Annotated in this window: 24 protein-coding genes; 12 read left to right on the top strand and 12 right to left on the bottom strand. The window is 64.8% G+C overall.

What is annotated here, in order from left to right:
• Positions 1 to 109: 109 nt before the first annotated feature.
• The 5 genes from IPL75_13530 to IPL75_13510 form a co-directional block, all read right to left on the bottom strand.
• Positions 110 to 664, bottom strand: coding sequence for an alcohol dehydrogenase catalytic domain-containing protein (locus tag IPL75_13530; protein ID MBK9241247.1), 555 nt, complete (start codon positions 662 to 664; stop codon positions 110 to 112).
• A gap of 115 nt (positions 665 to 779) precedes the next feature.
• Positions 780 to 1,238, bottom strand: coding sequence for a hypothetical protein (locus tag IPL75_13525; protein MBK9241246.1), 459 nt, complete (start codon positions 1,236 to 1,238; stop codon positions 780 to 782).
• 27 nt (positions 1,239 to 1,265) lie between these two features.
• Complete coding sequence (locus IPL75_13520; GenBank protein MBK9241245.1) at positions 1,266 to 1,715, bottom strand: hypothetical protein; 450 nt, start codon at positions 1,713 to 1,715, stop codon at positions 1,266 to 1,268.
• Between the two features lie 238 nt (positions 1,716 to 1,953).
• Positions 1,954 to 2,472 carry a pyridoxal phosphate-dependent aminotransferase family protein gene (locus tag IPL75_13515; GenBank protein ID MBK9241244.1) on the bottom strand — a complete coding sequence of 173 codons (519 nt, stop codon included), beginning with the start codon at positions 2,470 to 2,472 and terminating at the stop codon, positions 1,954 to 1,956.
• The gene (locus IPL75_13510) at positions 2,444 to 3,265 is read right to left on the bottom strand and encodes an aminotransferase class I/II-fold pyridoxal phosphate-dependent enzyme (protein MBK9241243.1); all 822 of its coding nucleotides are present in this window, start codon (positions 3,263 to 3,265) and stop codon (positions 2,444 to 2,446) included. Before IPL75_13510 ends, IPL75_13515 begins: the two co-directional genes overlap by 29 nt.
• On the opposite strand from IPL75_13510, the gene IPL75_13505 reads away from it, so the two are divergent.
• From IPL75_13505 to IPL75_13485, 5 genes are read left to right on the top strand one after another with little or no spacing between them, the layout of a single operon-like run.
• Positions 3,264 to 4,109 (top strand): 1-acyl-sn-glycerol-3-phosphate acyltransferase, encoded by an 846-nt coding sequence (locus IPL75_13505; protein ID MBK9241242.1) that lies wholly within the window; start codon positions 3,264 to 3,266, stop codon positions 4,107 to 4,109. The genes IPL75_13510 and IPL75_13505 overlap by 2 nt on opposite strands.
• Positions 4,099 to 4,368 (top strand): hypothetical protein, encoded by a 270-nt coding sequence (locus tag IPL75_13500; GenBank protein ID MBK9241241.1) that lies wholly within the window; start codon positions 4,099 to 4,101, stop codon positions 4,366 to 4,368. The genes IPL75_13505 and IPL75_13500 overlap by 11 nt, the downstream gene beginning before the upstream one ends.
• A 1-nt stretch (position 4,369) precedes the next feature.
• On the top strand, positions 4,370 to 4,741 hold the full coding sequence (locus IPL75_13495; protein ID MBK9241240.1) for a hypothetical protein: 372 nt from the start codon (positions 4,370 to 4,372) through the stop codon (positions 4,739 to 4,741).
• Between the two features lie 16 nt (positions 4,742 to 4,757).
• Positions 4,758 to 5,150 (top strand): hypothetical protein, encoded by a 393-nt coding sequence (locus IPL75_13490; GenBank protein ID MBK9241239.1) that lies wholly within the window; start codon positions 4,758 to 4,760, stop codon positions 5,148 to 5,150.
• Positions 5,137 to 5,886: a CDP-alcohol phosphatidyltransferase family protein gene (locus tag IPL75_13485; GenBank protein ID MBK9241238.1), complete on the top strand. Its 750-nt coding sequence runs from the start codon at positions 5,137 to 5,139 to the stop codon at positions 5,884 to 5,886. The genes IPL75_13490 and IPL75_13485 overlap by 14 nt, the downstream gene beginning before the upstream one ends.
• Before the next feature lie 108 nt (positions 5,887 to 5,994).
• On the opposite strand, the gene IPL75_13480 is transcribed toward IPL75_13485, so the two are convergent.
• The 4 genes from IPL75_13480 to IPL75_13465 form a co-directional block, all read right to left on the bottom strand.
• A complete protein-coding gene (locus IPL75_13480) occupies positions 5,995 to 8,676 on the bottom strand; it encodes an ABC transporter permease (GenBank protein MBK9241237.1) in 2,682 nt (893 codons plus the stop codon).
• Positions 8,673 to 9,032, bottom strand: a complete 360-nt coding sequence (locus tag IPL75_13475) for a helix-turn-helix transcriptional regulator (GenBank protein ID MBK9241236.1) — start codon at positions 9,030 to 9,032, stop codon at positions 8,673 to 8,675. The genes IPL75_13480 and IPL75_13475 overlap by 4 nt, the downstream gene beginning before the upstream one ends.
• Positions 9,033 to 9,162: 130 nt before the next feature.
• Positions 9,163 to 10,143, bottom strand: a complete 981-nt coding sequence (locus IPL75_13470; GenBank protein MBK9241235.1) for a PQQ-binding-like beta-propeller repeat protein — start codon at positions 10,141 to 10,143, stop codon at positions 9,163 to 9,165.
• Complete coding sequence (locus tag IPL75_13465; protein MBK9241234.1) at positions 10,028 to 10,492, bottom strand: hypothetical protein; 465 nt, start codon at positions 10,490 to 10,492, stop codon at positions 10,028 to 10,030. Before IPL75_13465 ends, IPL75_13470 begins: the two co-directional genes overlap by 116 nt.
• Before the next feature lie 81 nt (positions 10,493 to 10,573).
• On the opposite strand from IPL75_13465, the gene IPL75_13460 reads away from it, so the two are divergent.
• Positions 10,574 to 11,152, top strand: a complete 579-nt coding sequence (locus tag IPL75_13460; protein ID MBK9241233.1) for a nucleotidyltransferase family protein — start codon at positions 10,574 to 10,576, stop codon at positions 11,150 to 11,152.
• An 86-nt stretch (positions 11,153 to 11,238) separates the two neighbouring features.
• Here IPL75_13460 and IPL75_13455 read toward each other — a convergent pair whose 3' ends face one another.
• Complete coding sequence (locus IPL75_13455; GenBank protein ID MBK9241232.1) at positions 11,239 to 11,550, bottom strand: TrkA C-terminal domain-containing protein; 312 nt, start codon at positions 11,548 to 11,550, stop codon at positions 11,239 to 11,241.
• Positions 11,551 to 11,651: 101 nt separating this feature from the next.
• Complete coding sequence (locus tag IPL75_13450) at positions 11,652 to 12,905, bottom strand: NAD-binding protein (GenBank protein ID MBK9241231.1); 1,254 nt, start codon at positions 12,903 to 12,905, stop codon at positions 11,652 to 11,654.
• 88 nt (positions 12,906 to 12,993) lie between these two features.
• Here IPL75_13450 and IPL75_13445 point away from each other — a divergent pair, with 88 nt between their 5' ends.
• The 6 genes from IPL75_13445 (at position 12,994) to IPL75_13420 (ending at position 16,864) form a co-directional block, all read left to right on the top strand.
• A complete protein-coding gene (locus tag IPL75_13445) occupies positions 12,994 to 13,344 on the top strand; it encodes a hypothetical protein (GenBank protein MBK9241230.1) in 351 nt (116 codons plus the stop codon).
• 166 nt (positions 13,345 to 13,510) lie between these two features.
• The gene (locus IPL75_13440; protein MBK9241229.1) at positions 13,511 to 14,494 is read left to right on the top strand and encodes an XdhC family protein; all 984 of its coding nucleotides are present in this window, start codon (positions 13,511 to 13,513) and stop codon (positions 14,492 to 14,494) included.
• 36 nt (positions 14,495 to 14,530) lie between these two features.
• Complete coding sequence (locus IPL75_13435; GenBank protein MBK9241228.1) at positions 14,531 to 15,253, top strand: ABC transporter permease; 723 nt, start codon at positions 14,531 to 14,533, stop codon at positions 15,251 to 15,253.
• Between the two features lie 47 nt (positions 15,254 to 15,300).
• Positions 15,301 to 15,987 (top strand): hypothetical protein, encoded by a 687-nt coding sequence (locus tag IPL75_13430; protein MBK9241227.1) that lies wholly within the window; start codon positions 15,301 to 15,303, stop codon positions 15,985 to 15,987.
• The gene (locus IPL75_13425; GenBank protein ID MBK9241226.1) at positions 15,971 to 16,654 is read left to right on the top strand and encodes an ABC transporter permease; all 684 of its coding nucleotides are present in this window, start codon (positions 15,971 to 15,973) and stop codon (positions 16,652 to 16,654) included. Before IPL75_13430 ends, IPL75_13425 begins: the two co-directional genes overlap by 17 nt.
• Before the next feature lie 60 nt (positions 16,655 to 16,714).
• The gene (locus tag IPL75_13420; protein MBK9241225.1) at positions 16,715 to 16,864 is read left to right on the top strand and encodes a hypothetical protein; all 150 of its coding nucleotides are present in this window, start codon (positions 16,715 to 16,717) and stop codon (positions 16,862 to 16,864) included.
• A gap of 250 nt (positions 16,865 to 17,114) precedes the next feature.
• On the opposite strand, the gene IPL75_13415 is transcribed toward IPL75_13420, so the two are convergent.
• Positions 17,115 to 17,282, bottom strand: a complete 168-nt coding sequence (locus IPL75_13415; protein MBK9241224.1) for a hypothetical protein — start codon at positions 17,280 to 17,282, stop codon at positions 17,115 to 17,117.
• Positions 17,283 to 17,376: the final 94 nt, after the last annotated feature.

Genomic DNA, 17,376 nt, shown 5'->3' with positions numbered 1-17,376 from the left:
GAGCGCGGCCACCATCAGCAGTCCCATGGTGCCGGCGCCAATCACCAGCACGTGCTGCCTGGCCTGCGCATGGCGCCACGGACGGCATGCACATTAACACGCAAAGGGCTTAGTGACGGCGGCGGTGTCGCTCACCCTGTCGGCCACACTGACGAGCTGGGACTGATGCGCCACGAAGTGCTCGCCCCAACTGCCGCCGAGCGCCCGCGTGGTGCCGATGAACATGCCGGGCGCAATCGCTCCGTCGGTAAAGGATCGCAGCGAGAATGGTGCCTGCCCGCGCAGGCCGCACAGGATGGTGTGATCCCCTCGGTTCGCAGCACAGAAGTGGATTCACCGTGACGCGATCGCCGCCAAAACCACGCACGCTCGTGCCGCAGGCTTCGATCACCCCGACGTTTTCGTGACCGATCACAAACGGAAAACTCGAAAACGGCGAGGTGGACGGACTCGCCCGAGGGCGACGATGGCGAGGTCGCTGCCGCAGATGCCGCCGGAGCACGGTGCGAATGCGCACCCAGTCCTGGCCGGGCAAATCAGGGGTGGCGACGTCGGCGTAGCGCGTGCAGGCGTGAGGTCCGACGAGCCAGCGTTCCGAGAGTCTGCCGGCGACTTGTGTGGCGAGATACGTCGGAATCGGCGCGGCGAAACTGATGGCCTTCATTCTTGAGGCGCCTGTGACGGCGCCGAGGTGGCGCTGGCGCAACCAGCCGCAGTGCGCCAGCACACACGCGATTTCGAGTTCGGCGGTCTTCGCCTGGCGGTATTCGCCGTCGGTTTCAGAGGCAGGCGGCCCTGAGAACTGAACCGTAGAGAATATCTTCGAGCACCGCCACGTCGAAGCCGAAGCCCGTGATGTTCAGGAAAAAGTGATCTTCAATGCGACCCACATCCACGCGGGTCTCGGCGCCTTCAGCGACGAGCCGGGCCGTGGCCTCAACGTCAGTGGCCGGGCACCCGGCTGTCTTTGCAAAGTCGTTGCCTGTGCCTGCGGCGACGAGCGCCAGTCGCACGCCATTGCCCGCACCCGAGGCAAGGATGGCGTTGGCCACATTGCCCCACGTGCCGTCACCGCCGACCGCCACCAGGGTGGTGGCGCCTTCGTCGATGGCGCGACGGGCAATCGCCTGTTCGTCTTCACGCTTCTGCGTGGTGCGAATGTCGGTGATCCCCACGGTCGCAAATGCGGCCGTGACGCCGGGCAGTTCCTGGCGCCTCGCCCCGGCCGGCTGCCGGATTGACGATGACGCAGACTCGTTCGGACATCAGGCCCCGCCTGGGCCGATGGTCCGGAGCGGATCGAAGGTCTGGCGGCCGTCACGCATCCACAACTCGCGAAACGGTGTGCTGTTCACGCCGTCCGGGTTGAGCCCGGCGGTGAAGGCGTGCGGGTAGATCTCGATCGACCCACGCTCTTCCTCGTTTTCGCTGAACTGCGCGTTCATCGCCATGGTGGCCATGTAGGTGCCGGTGGCGTCGTGTTCAAACGCCTGGTAGTAGTGCTCCACCGGTTCCCATTCGTAGTCGGTGATCCGCATGTCCAGGATCTTGCTGCCGCCGTGCGCGGCCGCCACGGTGATTTCGTGCGCGCCGACTTTGAACTCAATCTGGATGTCGTCCATGAAGTGCGGCAGGTGCCACAGCTTGATGGCGTGTTCACGTGAAGCCTTGGTCGTGGTGCCGACGAGGAATGGAAAAAACGCCGCGCGTGGCATCGGCTGGCCGCGGTAATCCGCGGCGCGACCGGCACAGACAACACGAGTTCGCCGTATTCGCCCACCGAGCTGCCGCTGAAGTCGAAGGCCATGACCGACAACACGCTCTGGCCGTGATGAGGCTCGACGGGGGACATGAAAGGCGGGATCAGCTTGCGCGCGTTCTCAGTGGGGAATTCGAAGAACCCGCCGATGGCATGGCGGTAAAGGTATTGCACCTGTCCGGGCTTCAGATCGCTCACTTGATGATCTCCTCTTCACGAAGAACCTTAATCAGGATGGCAGCGGCGCGGTCCAGGTCCGCCGTTGAATGGCTTGCCGAAATCGACACCCGGAACCGCGACCGGTGTTTGGCCACCGCCGGAAGATGATGGGCTGCAGATACAGCCCTTCCTTCTGCAGTTTCTGCGCGATGCCCAGGATCTTCCGATCGTTGCGAATCACGATCGGGATGATCTGCGACGTGGACTCGGCCATCAACGCCGGCCGTGGCCAGCAGGCTGCGGAAGTGCGCCACGTTTTCCCAGAGGCGCTGGCGCAACTGGGGTTCACGTTTCACGATCCGGAGGGCCGCCAGCACGCCGGCCGTGACCGCCGGTGACAGTGCGCACGAAAACACTCGCGACCGCGCGAAACCCATCAGGTAGTTGTAGAGGCTCTGCGAGCCCGCGACGTAGCCACCCTGGCCGCCGAGCGCCTTTGAGAAGGTGCCGACGTGGATGTCCACTTCATCCTCGAGGCCGAAGTGTTCCACCACGCCGCGGCCTTCCGCACCGTAGACGAAGCTTGAGTGCGCTTCGTCGATCAGGATGCGTGCACCCGCGCGTTTGGAGATCTCCACCATTTCCGGAAGGCGGGCGATGTCGCCGTCCATCGAATACACGCCCTCCACCACGACCAGGCGTTTGCCGGTGGTGCCCTTCAGCTTCTTCTCCGAGGTCGGCCGGCTGGTTGTGCCGGAAGAACTTCACCTGCGCCTTGGCGAGGATCGCGCCGTCCACAATACTCGCGTGGACGTTCTGATCCAGAATCACCCAGTCACCGGGCCGCATGAGCGCCGACAGGAGGCCGACGTTTGTGCTGTAACCGGTCGGGAAGACCATCGCGGCTTCCTTGTGCTTGAAGGCTGCCAGCTCTTTCTCAAGGGTCAGGTGGACGTCCATCGTGCCACTGAGAATCGGCGAGCCTGCCGCGCCCAGCCCGTACTTGTCCAGCGCCGCGTGGGCGGCCGCGATGACTTCGGGGTGGGTGGACAAGCCGAGGTAGTTGTACGATGCCAGGTTGAACAGCTTGAGCGTCTCGTGGTGCAGCTGCTCTTCGAGATTGATGCGGGGGCCAGGGGGCGTCGACATCGGCTGCGAGAACAGGTAATAGCCGCTGTTGCGTGCGCTGCCGTACCACCAGTCGTCGTAGGGGCCAAAATGGCGAACAAGTCGTCGCTGGATGAATAGTAAAATTGCTGTAGTCGTTTCTGTCGTCGCCACGGCCTGCGGGGTGTCGCCACCTCGTTGGTCCGCTGTCTCGCTTTCCGCGCCCGATTGGTTTGCCATGTCTCTTCTCCGAACGACCCTGAACGAATCCCGGCTACTCAGTGTGGCACGCGCGGCGTGGCGTGTGACGAGGAGCGCGGTCTTTGTACTGGTCTATTTGGCGTATCTCGTTCTCTTCATGGGATTTGTGCAAAGGTTTATCCTAATTCCTCTGGCGTGGGTATTTCCAGTCCAGTCCGCGCGTTTTCTCGTCCCCTGGAGCCGCTTTCAGGCCGCCGCGCCTCTGGTGCTGCTCCGAATCATCGCCGGGGTCCGCATCTCCATTGATGGCGCCATCGGCCCGGAAAACCGGGTGGTGATCATGAACCACCAGTCGGTGCTCGACGCCCTCATCGCCTACAAGGTCAACACGGGCTACCTGATGCTGATTCCCACCCGGAGCCGCTACGCCTGGGGCCTCCCGGGCGTCTCGCCCTTCATCCGGATGGCCCGGTTTCCCCTGATCGCCCAGACACGCCAGAGCCTCAGGGCCGACCTCGATGCGATTGCCGAAGCCGCCGACCGCTGCAAACGCGGCGAGGCCTCGTTTTTCATCTTCCCCGAGGGCCATCGAAGCAAGGACGGTTCGATTCTCCCCTTCATGATCCGCGGCCTTCGCCTCGTCCTCACGCATGCGCCACTGCCCGTCTATTGCATCGTGGGTGACGGCATGTGGCACATTCGCACCGTGGCCGACACCTTCACCAAAGCGGCCGGCACGCGCATTCGCGTGCGGATCATCGGGCCGTTCCAGCCGCCGGCGGAGGAATCCGAGATTCCCGATTTTGTGGCGTCGCTGCGCAATCGAATGATTGAGACGCTCGACGACATGCGCGCCGGCCGGCCCTTTCACAATGCCGTCTGAAACCCCGCCCTCCCGGGATCTGGCGGCCGCGCTCGGCTGGGGCCTGGATCATGCGGTCGAGGCCGACGCTCAGGCCCTTTCCGCCTTTCTGGCCCAGGTGTTCGGGCCTTCCTGTGTGGGCATCATCCACTACGGATCCCGCGCGCAAGGGCGCAAGCCGCGGGCCGACAGCGCCTTCGACTTTTTCGTTGTTGTTGACCGCTATGGCGACGCCTATCGATCGCTCTCGGCCACTGTCGGGTACGTCGTATTCACCTAGGGTGGCGACCGCTCTGGCCCATGTGCTCGCGCCCAACATCCTTGCGGTGGCCGATCGCGCCGGGGAAGCCGGCGAGCCCGCCCAGCAACGGCGCGCCAAGTGTTGTGTCATTTCCCTCGCCGACTTCCGCCGCGCCTGCTCACCCCGTCGTCGCGACCATTTTGTTCTGGGGCGCCTGTTTCAATTCGTTTTGCTGACGTGGACGCGGGATGCTGCGAGTGCGAGGGCGATCGGCGACGCCATTGCCGAAGGCCGTGCGGCCACCTACACCTGGAGCCGGCCGTCGCTGCCCGAGACGTTCACCGTGGATGAGTTTCTCCAGGCAGCGCTCTCGCGCTCACTGGCGGGTGAGATTCGGCCGGAGTCTGGGTGATCACGCCCGCACTCTGGTGGCTGCTCAGCGTGACGTCCTGTGCGCCATCTACACGCCGCTGCTCGACCACCTGGTGGCACAGGGCGCGCTGACGCGCGGATCCGCGACGCAGGCCACGCAGACCTCGACCATCTATCGGCAGCAGGACCGCGCCTCGGCGATCGATCGCCTGCGCGTGGGATGGTACTTTCGCCTGAGCAAGGTCCGCGCCACAGTGCGCCTGCTCAAACACGTCATACTCTACGAGGGTTGGCTGGACTACATTGTGCGCAAGATTGAACGGAGTGGCGGCACAAAGATGGTCCTGACTTCCCGCGAGCAACGATGGCCGCTCATTTTCCTGTGGCCGCGGGTCTTCCGTTATCTGCGCGATCGTCCTCAGCGACAAAGGCCACGTGACTCTGATTGATACCCTTGCGTTGACGCTGCTCGTCGTCGTGGTCGCCACGATGCCGGTGTTTGCGGTTGTCTCCCGGAATCGTCCGCGGGACCCCGACGTGGCGCGCCGATCGTCCACGGCTCTGCTCGGGTTCTGGGTCCGCGATTGGCTGATGTGGGTGATTGGCCCCATCGAGCGCGTGATGGTTCGCGCCAAAGTTTCACCCGACGTCTTCAACTACCTGGGCGTGGCGTTCGGCATCGGTGCGGGTGCCGCGTTTGCCCAGGGGGCCTTGTCGCTTGCGGGTTGGGCGATCCTGTTTGGCGGCGTGGCGGACGTATTCGACGGTCGCATTGCGCGGGCCCGTGGCATGGCCAGTCGTTATGGCGCGTTCATGGACTCCACACTCGACCGGTTCGCCGAGGCGTTTTCGTTTGTGGGCGTGACCTGGTATCTGTCGACCACCCCGTGGGGCGCTGCGATCTCCGTGCTGGCCATCAGCGGATCGCTGCTCGTCAGCTACACGCGCGCGCGTGGCGAAGCCGTGGGCGTCAGTGGCACTGGCGGCGTTATGCAACGCGCCGAACGTCTTGTCCTGCTCGCCCTGGGGGCCCTCGCCGATTCGGCGGTCGCGACCCGTTGGGGTTGGCCCGACGGCACTGTGCTCACCGCCGCCGTCACCCTGATCGCCGTCGGTTCCATCGGCACCGCGATCTATCGGACGGTGTCGATCGCCAGCACTCTCGCGCAGCAAGACGACCTGTGAACGTCGGAGGCCGCCGGGTCTGAAGACCCGGCCTCCGAAGAAAGGCATATCCGGTTTTCGGAGGCCGGGTCTTCAGACCCGGCATGTCCGCCGGACCTCGAGGCCCCGTCACGAGTCTGATCGCAGGATCTCTAGCGGGTCCACACGCGATGCCCGAATGGCCGGCGTCAGGCTCGTGGCAATGGCCACCAGCGTGAGCAGGCCCGCGACTGCAATGAAGACAAGCGGGTCCCGTGGCGCAACATCGAATAGCAGCGGCTCAAGGCGGGGAGCCACCGCCGCAGCCACTCCCACTCCCGCTGCGATGCCTATCAGGGCCAGCACGAGGCTTGTCCGAAACACGACGCCGCTGACATGTCCGGCCGAGGCCCCGAGGGCCAGGCGCACGCCTATCTCGTGCCGCCGGGCCGCCACGAGGTACGTCAGGACGCTATAAAGACCTGCCGAAGCCACCAGCAGCGCGAGGATGCCGGCAAACACAAACACCGACGCGCCCAGGCGCCACGATCGCAGCTGGGGATCAATTCGCTCACGCAGGGTTTCAGTGCGCACCAGTGTGATCGTGCTGTCCAGGTCCGCCAGCCGGCGCCGCACGGCATTCGCCACGTCATCGAGTCCACGCTCAGCGCGCACCAACAGCACATCACCGCCGAACCCGGATTCCTGTCCCGCCGGCAGATACACATGCGGTGTGGCGGCTTCCCGTAGTCGTTCACGATGTGTATCGGCGGCCACTCCCACCACGCTCGCGCAGGGCCTGGCCGCGTCACCGACGATGAGACAATTGCCGAGGGCTGAACCGTTCGGCCAGAGCTGCCGCGCAAGGTGAGCGCTCACAATCGCCACGGGCGCGCTGCCTTCCCGGTCTTCGCGTGAAAAGGCTCGCCCTTCGACGATAGCCGTGCCTACCGTGTCGAAGTACGCATCCGTCACGGCACTGATGCTCGTCCCGTTTGGCGAGATGGGCCCGCTTCCCGGGAGAGCGACGTCCACGTTGAACGCAAAACCGAATGGCATGCCCACGGCCACGCTGGCGTGATCCACTCCTGGAATCGACCGAACGGCATCGAGTGACTGCCGCAGCATCACTCGGCGCCGGGCCTGTTCTGCGGCGCGCGCAGGGCTCTCGGCCGGTCCGGTGAGCCGGCTCCGCGACACCTCCGCCACGACGACCTGGTCGGGGTCGACGCCCAGGTCGAGCGTGCTCGCGTTCCACAAGCTGCGGACGAAGAGTCCGGCGCCCACAAGCAGCACCACTGAAATTGCCGCCTGCACGATGGTGAGCGCGCCGCGGAATCGGCTTCGCCGCATGCCGCCATCGCGGACCGTGCCCCGCAGGGCCGGCGCCACTTGCACACGACTGGAGCTGAGCGCGGGCACAAGTCCTGTGAGGATTGTGGCAACGACGGCGATGAGCGCGCTGCCGAGGATGATGCGGGCATTCACCGGGGCGCTGGTCCATTCCACCGATTCGAACAGCATCACGCGCGCGGTTTCACCAAGCAGGGCCGCCAGACCCAAGCCCCCCACCGTGCCAAGCGCGGCGAGCAGGCCGGCCTCAATCAGGAACTGTCTCACGACGGCGTATCGGGACGCTCCAAGCGCCAGCCTCACGCCCACTTCCCGGCGGCGCGATGCCCCTCGGGCCAACAGCAGACTCATCACGTTGGCGCACGCCACGACGAATACCAGTCCGGCAACGGCAAAGAGCCAGCTCAGGATGCGGGCGTCCGTGGCCTGATTGCCGTCTCTGGAGACGGTGAGCGGGGTCAGACGAAGCTCGGCGATCTGCATCACCTGGCTCTTACCCGTATAACTGCTTCGCAGGACGTTCGTCAGGTCGGCCTCGACCTGTTCGCGTCCGATGCCCTTCGGCATCCGCACGAGCGTGTGAAGCCATTGCGCGTTCCATGCCGTGGCCCACTGCGGTGTGGTCCTGGCGTTCACGATGCTGATGGGCAGCCATGCGTCCACAGGCCCCAGCTCCGCGCCGGTAAATCCTCGCGCGGTCACCCCCACGACCGTGCGCGCGACGTCGTCGATGACCAACGATTGCCCAACGACGCCGGCGTCTCCGCCAAATTCACGCTGCCACAGTGGATAGCTGATGACGACCGAGCCGCCGCCCGCGGCGCCGTTGTCGTCGCCTGCGTTCAGCAGGCGCCCGCGCGCGGATGTGGTGCCGAGCAGGTCGAAGAACTCCGGTGATGCGTAGCCCAACTGCAGCGGCCGGGCGCTGCCTCCCCGGCCGAGCGTCGCCTGATTCAGCGCGTAGCTGGTGGCGCGCACGCCGTTTCCAGCGCGATCACGAATCCCGGCGAATAACACGTGTCCCATCGTGAATGTGGCGACCGGTGGGCGATTGGGAGGCTGCGCCGCAATTTGCACCCTCATGACGCCGGCCGGGTGCGCAATGGCCTCTGGGCCCCTGAAGATCAGTCGATCGGCCAGACCCAGGAGGGTGGCGTTTGCGCCGATCGCCACCGCGAGCGTAGCTACGACGAACAACGAGAAGCGCGGCTCGCGACGCAGGCCGCGAAGTGCGAAGCGGGCGTCGGTCAACAGGTTATTCACGCGTATGCTCCTCCCAGAGAGTGAGTCCGCGCGCTCCTGGCGGAGATCCGCCCTGACCGCCATGGCGGTCGACACCGCGTCACGCACGGCGCGCCAGGGGCGTCGTGCGGCCCCTCGGTCCATCGCGCGTGCGGTGTCCAGGAATTCCTCGCCGAAGCGATCCCGAAACTCGCGCGGATAGAACCGCAGAAGCAGGCGATAGAGGAGCGGGATCATGCCAGGCGGGGGTTTCTGTGCCGCGCGGACTGGGCGGCCTTCACCAGTCGCGTCATCCTGGCGAGATCGGCTTCGAGGGTGGCGCGGCCGAGCGGGGTGGTGCGGTAGTACCGCCGGCGCTCGTCGGCGCTTGATTCGCCGGAGGGGCGATCACATTCCGTGATCAGTCCGTCGGCCAGGAGGCGGCGCAACGTGCGATAGAGCGCGCCGGTCTGGAGTTGCACATCGCCGGCTGACCGTTCGGCCACATCACCAATGATTGCGTAGCCATGCAGGGCGCGCGCCTCCAGCGCCATGAGCACAAAGGCCGCATCAGTCTTCAGCGGCAGGAAGTCAGTCGGGTCGGGTCGAGCCATGCCATCAGTGTAGCGTGTCTATAGACAAATTGTCTACATACAATGAGGCCTGTGCGTGCCTTCGGAGGCCGGGTCTTTAGACCCGGCATGTCCGCCGGACCTGAAGGTCCGGCCTCCGAGGAGCGCGTTCCTACTGGTTGGAAATGCTGTACAGGTACCGATAGCCCTTCAGCAACAGCTCGCCGTCCACGAGCGCCGGCGACGCATCAAACCCATCGTCCAGTGTGTTGGTAGCGAGCACCTCGAAGGTGGGCCCGTGTTTCAGAACCACCGTGGCGCCATCGCGGCCCACGATGTAGACGCGACCGGCGGCGCCGACCGGAGACGCAAACACATTCGGCGTGGCGTCCAGTCGCTGCAACGTGTAGTGAGGCTTGCCGGTCTTCGCGTCGAACACCGACAGGATGCCGTTGTTGCTCTTCAGAAAATACAGCACGCCGTCATAGAGGAGTGGCGACGGCACGTATGGCGTGTCGCGCTCGTAGGTCCACGCCACCGCAGGCGTGCCCGTGATGTCACCCTTCGCGTCCGCGAGCTTGATGGCTTTCAGGCTGTTGCCCCGGAAGCCGCTCATCAGAATCGCCAGGCCGTCCTCGACCACCGGCGACGGAATGGGGTTCATCGTGAGTCCAGTGGTATTCCAGATCGGCGTGCCCGTTTCGAGGTCGTACGCCTGAATCTGATTCATCGCTCCGGTGATGACCTGCGCCTTGCCGTTGACCGTGGTGATGAGGGGCGTGGCCCAGGTGTCGATCTCTTTTCGTGGCTGCCGCCAGATTTCCGCACCCGTGCGTTTGTCGAGCGCGACGATAAATGACTCGCCCTGATGGTCCCAAACGCACACGAGGAAGCGGCCATGCAGTGCCGGCGTGCTGCCTTCGCCAAACTGGCTCCGCATGCGTTTGTCGCCAAGATCCCTCTCCCATACGCGTGTGCCGTTCATGTCGTAGGCGTGCAGCCCGCGCGACTCGAACGTGGCGATCACGACCTCACCATCAGTCACGGCCGACGATGAAGCCCACGTGCCATTTTCCTGATGGCGTTCGTGGGGCGTCTCTTCGCGCGCCACGCGTTCCCAGACCGTCTTGCCGGTCTTCCGGTCGATGGCCATGACGATGAATTTGTGGGGGCTGGGGACAGGGGACCGATCCACGCGGCGCAAGGCCGGCCACCGTTGCGGGGTCGGCCGCGACCGCCGTGAGCAGGAAGATCCGGTCGCCCCAGACCACCGGAGTGGACGAACTGCGTCCGGCAATCGGCACCTTCCAACGGATGTTCTTCGTTTCGCTCCATTCGACAGGCGGCGTTGCGGTGCGGGACACACCCGTGGCGAAGGGCCCACGCCATTGCGCCCAGAACCGATCGGCGCCTTGTTGGGCACCCATGCCTCCCGAGACGCCCAATGCCACGATCAGCGCCAGCGTGGCGCACCATGTGCGAGTCCTCAGTCGTCCAGCCATTTCAGGTACCATCCCGGACGTGATTACGCCTTGTCAATCAGGTCCGTTGCCCCGGCTGACGGTCCCGCAGGCACCGCGGTAATGGCGACGATTGGGGTGGTGCCCGCAGCGGGCAAGGGCTCGCGATTCGCCGCAGAAGCCCCGGGGCGGCCTCACAAGCTCCTGACGGTGGTTGACGGCGAGCCCATGGTGCGGCGGACCGTCTCTTCGTTGTTGTCTGGCGGTGCCGATCGCTGCGTGGTGGTGGTGTCTGCGGACGAGGAAGCCGCGGTGCGGGCCGTTCTGGCGGGTCTGCCGATCTCGGTGGTCGTCAATTCCGATCCGTCGCGCGGGATGTTCTCGTCGATTCAGGCGGGCATCGCCGAGACCGGGGAGGGTGACGCCTGCGTCCTGCTGCCGGGTGATATGCCGTACGTGCAGCCGGCCACCGTGGCCGCAGTAATCGCGGCCGCGAGCGAGTCGGGCCTGACGGCCTGCGCGAGTTTTAACGGCCGTCGGGGGCACCCGATCGCGTGTTCCGCGACGCTGCGCTCCCGCATCCTGTTGGCCCCGGTGGAATCCACGCTGAGTGCGGAGCGTTCACGCGACGAGTTCCTGACGATCGATGTTCCTGATCCCGGCGTGCATCGCGACGTCGATCGGCCCGCGGACCTGGTGTAAAACGACCTCTGAGGTGACAGCAAAACGACCTCTGAGGTAATTACCGATAACTTGCGACGGTAATTACCTCAGAGGTCGTCTTGGCGTTACCTCAGAGGTCGTTTTCCATAGCGTTCGAAGAAGCGCCGCTCGTCTTCGCGGTCGCCGATCAGCACCAGTTCGGAATCGGCGAGAAGAGCCGCGTTGATGTCGGGGGGCGCCGCCGCGCCGCCGGCCGCTCTCACCGCCAGCACGTTACATCCCGTCTCGCGTCGCAGGTTGCAGTCGGCGATGGACTTGCCTGTCAGTGCCCGCGGCACGCGCACCGTGAATACCTCCAGCCCCTCCACCAGAGACAACACGCTGCCGTGACGCACGACATCGAAGATGGCGTTGGCCTCCATCGGCACGTACGACATCACGAAGTTGGCGCCCGCCAGGCGAAGTGTGGCTACGTTCTGTTGGTGCGTGGAGCGGCTCAGGATTTTGATGTCCGGGCGCTTCGACCGGCAGTACAGCGTCAGTACACGTTCAGGTCGTCATCGTGTGTGGTGATCGCCACGCTTGAAGCGGTGTCGAGGCCCGCTGAGTCGAGCACGGCGGGGTCCGTGGCATCACCAAACACCCAGTGCGCCCGGTCAGGCACGTTCACGTGTTCCCGTTCCACCACCCGATGCTCGATGCCCGCCGCCGACAAGGCGCGCGACGTGGCTCTCCCCACGCGCCCGCCTCCGACGATGAGCGCGGTGACTGTTGGTGGGGCCGAGTGGCTGTACTCGCGGGCGTACGCGTCCACATCGTTCTGGGTGCCCGACAGCAACAAGGTCATGTCGTGAGTGAGCAGGAGGCCGGCGGATCCCGGCGAATACGCACCCTTGTCCCACACGCCGACGATATTCACGTGAAGGCGCTCGCCCACACGGGCATTGCCGATCGTCTGGCCCGCCAGGGTGGTGCCGGCCACAGCCGCCTCGGCGATCACCAGGCCATCCAACTGGCCAATGACATGGGGCCGCCCTCCATCGCTCGTGATCCGGCGGGCCATCGCGCGGCCCAGCAACTCGCCCAACTGGATCACATTCTGGCAACCGGCCTGTTTGAGCAGGTCGCCCGACATCTCAAATGCCGCCGTTGCGACGATCGGGACGGTACTGGAGCACTCGCGCACCGTGAGCGCGACGTTGGCATTGACGGCGTCGCCGAGCGTGGTCGCCACCAATGCGGCGCGTTCGATGCCGGCCCGGCGGTACGTGTCGGCGTCATCGACATGGCCGATCATCACGTTCACACCATGGTCATGAAGTTCGAGCGCGCGTGCGGTGTCCGGGACGATCACCGTATAAGGCATGGCGTATTGATCAAAGCGCTGGATCAGGATGGCTTCGACGGGCCCATAGGCCGTCAGGATCACGTGATTGCTGACGTCGGGCGGAATGTCCCGTGGCGTACGGGCGGCATTCTGCCGTTCCAGCCAGGGCGAGTAGAAGAACTGAATGAGCGTGTAGGGCAGCAGCACAAAGAGCAGGACCAGACCGCTCAGGAGGACGACCAGCGAAAACGCGAGCCCCGTATCGCGTGTGAACGTGAGGTCGCCGTACCCCAGCGTCGTCATTGTCTGGACCGTCCAGTACACGCCGGTAAACCAGCTGTAGGCGCGCCCTTCGGCGGTCATCAAGAGATGGAAAATCGTCGAATACACCAGCACGAGTGCCGTCACGGCGCCCAGCAGTCCGGCCAGTGCGCGGAGGTGCCGAATGCCACGGCGAGAGGTCATACCCACACCTTCATTGTGAACCCGCGAAGCCCTCTTTTGCGTATTGTTGGCAGGCCCCCGCCCCTTTTACCCAGTCCAGGAGACCCACATGACCCGACGCGCCATCTTGCTCGCACTCGCCCTCGCGCTTTCACCCATCCTGCAAGCGGCAGTCGTTCAGGACCTGACCGGCAAGTGGGACGGCACGTTCATCGCCACCGTGAACGGGCAGCAGGAAGATGATGTGGTCTTCATGACGCTGACGCAGAAAGGCGCCGTCCTCACCGGCACAGTGGGGCCGTCGCTCGATCGGCAGTGGGCCATCATCGGCGGCAAGGTCGAGGGCACGAAGGTCACGTTTGACACGCAGTCGGATGGCCCGTTCGTCAAGTTCACGCTGACCCTTGTGGATGGCCGGCTCAAGGGCGATGCGGTCGCCGAGATGGACGGGCAAAAATGACGGCCAAGGTGGACGTGGGACGAAGCAAGTAGCCTCGGCCTGCGAGAAACCCCAGATAGAATCCTGATGTGCAGGATTCTCTCTACGGCCGAATGGCCGAGCGCCGGGCCGCCGGCCGGCGATTTGCGGTGGCCACTGTCGTGCGCACGAGTGGCAGCACCCGCAGGTGGCGGGGGCCACGCTGGTGCTTGGTGATGGCGAGTCGATACGCGCTGCGGTAGGCACACTCGGCGGCGGGTGCGTGGAGGCTGATGCGATCGAGACGGCCCAGGGGATCCTCCAGTCCGGCGGTCACTCGCTGAGGGCGTACGAGCTGACTGAGGACCTGGCGTGGAACACCGGACTCGTGTGCGGCGGCACGATGTGGATCCTGGTGCAGCGCGACGATCAGGCGCTGGCGTTTGACGGCGTCGATCTACTTCCCGAGATGGTCAGCGCCGCAGCCGGGGGAGCGCCAGTCGCGGTCGTGACACGCCTCGGCAAACTTCAGGGCGGACTGACATTGCTGGGGCGCATTGCCGTGCGGGCCGATGGGTCGCGGCTGGGTTCGCTCGGCGATGCCGAGGCCGACCAGCGCGCCACGGCTGAGGCGCTGGCGCAGTTGCCGCACGGTACGGCTCGCACCGTGAAGTCGGAGACCGAAGATCTGCTCATCGAGGCCATCGCCAGCCGGCCACGAATTGTCATCGCCGGTGGCGGCCACGTCGCACTCGCCATCGCCCGTCAGGCGGCCATGCTCGACTTTGATGTGACCGTGGTTGAGGACCGGCCCGAGTTCGCCGACCAGTCCCGGTTCCCGAACGCGACAATCCTGCAGGGGGACGTGCCCGCCACGCTCGCCGGCATTCGCTACAGCTGGAACAGCTTCATTGTGATCGCCACCCGGGGGCACAAACTCGACGCCGATTGCATGCTGGCGGCGGTCACGACACCGGCCAGATACATCGGGCTGCTCGGCAGCCGGCGCAAGACGGTATTGATCAACGAAATGCTGCGTGCCGAAGGCGTCGCGGAAGACCGCCTGCAGGCGATCCACGCCCCTGTTGGCCTGGACCTGGGCGGCCGGACTCCTGCCGAAATTGCCCTGTCGGTGCTGGCCGAGATCACCCAGATTCGGTATCACGGCACAGGCAGGCCATTGTCGAAATAAGGAACACGCGGCCGGGGCAATCCGTCCCTCGCATGCATGTCCAGCCTGCGCCACACGGTTCGCCTCCTCCTGAAAGACCGCAGCTTCACCGTCACGGCGCTCCTGACGCTGGCGCTCTGTATTGGCGCCAATACCGCCATCTTCAGCGTGGTTCGCTCCGTGGTCCTGCGGCCGCTGCCTGTGCCCGAAGCCGATCGCCTGGTGCAGGTCTACAACAGCTACCCGAATGCAGGAGCCGAGCGCGCGGGCGCCGCAGTGCCCGACTATTTCGATCGGCTCAAGGCTGTGCCTGCGCTGGAAGTGCAGTCGGTCTTCCGTCAGAGCGGCGCCACACTCGGCGCGGACAAGGGCGCCGAGCGGTTGAAGACCGTGGTGTCCTCGGCCTCGTTCTTCCGCATGCTTCAGGTGCAGCCCGTGATCGGCACGCTCTTCACGGAAAACGACGAGGCAGAAGGCGCGCCGCGCCGGGTCCTGCTCAGCCACGCCATGTGGCAACGGCGTTACGCGGGTGATTCGTCCATCGTGGGACGTGAGATCCGGCTGAATGGCAACGTCACGACCGTGGCCGGGTGTTGCCGGCCGACTTCAAGTTCCTCTGGAACGACGTCGACGTCTTCCTGCCCGCCGTCTTCACCGCTCGCGAGAAGTCTGACGATGGCCGGCACAGCAACAACTGGGGATGGTCGGGCGCCTTGCGCCCGGCGCGTCAGTCGAACAGGTGCAGCAGCAACTGGATGCGCTGAACGCCGCCAACGATGAGCGGTTCCCGCAGTTCAAACAGATTCTGAAGGACGCAGGCTTTCACGGTGGCCGCCAACCTTCAGCAGGACCTGGTACGTGACCTTCGCGCAGTGTTGTACCTGCTATGGGGCGGCGTCCTGCTGGTGTTGCTGATTGGCGTCGTTAATATCGCGAACCTTGTGATGGTGCGAGCCAGTGCGCGCAACCGTGAGTTGGCGACGCGGCACGCTATTGGTGCGTCCCTGACCCGGCTGCGTGGTCACGAAATTCGGATGGATCTGGTGAGCGTCGGGGTCGCGCTGCTGCTCACGTTGTGCGTCGGGCTGCTCATCGGTCTGGTGCCCGTTGTGCGGCTCGGCCGCATGAACGTCAATGCCACGTTGCGCGAAGAGGGGCGCGGCGGCACGGTAAGCCGGGGCACCAACCTTGCTGCGGCGTGGTCTGGCCACAGCGCAGATCGCGCTCGCGTGCGTCTCTTGCTGGTGGCCGCCGGACTGCTGGTATCGAGCTTTGACAAGGTCCTGCGGATCGATCCTGGATTCAGCCCTGAGGGTGTGATCACCGCGTCCGTGAGCTTCCCGACCGGCGGGTATGCCGATGACACCGCGCTTCGGGTGGCCTCGGGCCGCATTCTTGAGGCCGCCCGCACCATTGCCGGCGTGGAACAGGCCGGCATCACATCGAGCATTCCATTCGGCGACGACTTCAGCGACAGCGTGATCTTCGCCGAAGGGCATGATGAAACCTGGTGAGTCCATCATTTCTCCGAACCAGACCCGTGTGAGCGAGGGGTACTTCGAGGCGATGAACACAGCGCTGGTCAAAGGCCGCTCCTTCACACCCGGCGACACGGCGGAGTCTGCGAAAGTGGCCATCATTGATGAACGGCTTGCCGCACGGTTCTGGCCGGGTCAGGACCCCGTTGGGCGCCGCCTCTACTTTCCTCAGGACATGAAAGACCTGACCGCGATCACCGAGAAGACGGAGTTCTTCAACGTGGTTGGCGTTGTCAAAGACGTCGAAATTCGGGGCCTGGCCACGGGCCGGGCGTCGGTGGGCGCATATTACTTCCCACTCGCGCAGTCACCCGATCGCAGCATCTTCGTGGCCATGCGCACGCGTGTGGCGCCCGAATCGGTGGTGAACTCGCTGCGCGCCAAAGTGGCCGCCATTGACGCTGAACTGCCCGTCTATGGCGTTCACACCATGGTCGAGCGCATGGACGACTCGCTCGTGGGTCGTCGCGTGCCGATGCTGCTCGCGCTGGCGTTTGCCGGCGTCGCGTTGTTCCTCTCTGCCATCGGCGTCTATGGGGTGCTGGCGTATCGGTGGCGCATCGCCGCCGCGAAATCGGCATACGCATGGCGCTTGGCAGCACCGCACGCGAAGTCTTCAGCCTTGTTCTTCAGGACGGCCTGAAAATCGCCGGCGTCGGCCTGGCCGTGGGCCTGGCCGGCACGTACTTTCGTGGGCGAGGCCATGAAAAGCCAACTCTACGACGTCGCGCCCATGGACCCCATTGTTATCGGCGCCGTGGCTGCGCTCCTCACGGTGGTTGCGCTGACGGCGACGCTCATTCCGGCACGTCGTGCGTCGCGCGTCAATCCATTGACCGCGCTCACTGATTAGCTCCGACTTCGGCTGGGCGCCGCGCGTAATGGCGAAATGTCACAAATGTCCGAAATGGCGAAATGCCGGACAAACCAATGCAGGGCGATTGTGCACCCATTGCTGGGATGAATGGTCGAATGTCCTGGGTGCAATGATTGAATGACTCAGTCCGAAGAGGATTCGATCATTCAACCTCCGGGACATTCAGCCATTTGGCCACTCAAGCAATGTAGACATTTCGCCATTTCGGACATTTGTGGCTTCGCCATTACAGCATCACCCTACGGCGCAGACCTTTCCGCGAACGTGATGACGTACCATCGGGGTCCAGGAAGGCGAATTCCGTCATGCCGGCACCCTTCTTCTCGAGCGGCATCACGACGCGCACAAGCGGGGCGAGGCGTGCGTAGGCTTCCTCGATCTCGGTGACTTCCACAAATAACGCCAGCGTGCCCCGAGGGTCATCGTCCGGAAGGCGGGGTATTCGGCGCGTAGGCGGCTTCGGGGGCGTTCAGGAACACCTCAACCGG

Source organism: Acidobacteriota bacterium (genome assembly GCA_016716905.1).
In the GTDB taxonomy this organism is placed as follows: Bacteria; Acidobacteriota; Vicinamibacteria; order Vicinamibacterales; family SCN-69-37; genus SYFT01.
Note: the sequence above shows the minus strand (reverse complement) of the source record. Positions and strands in the feature narration are given on the sequence as shown.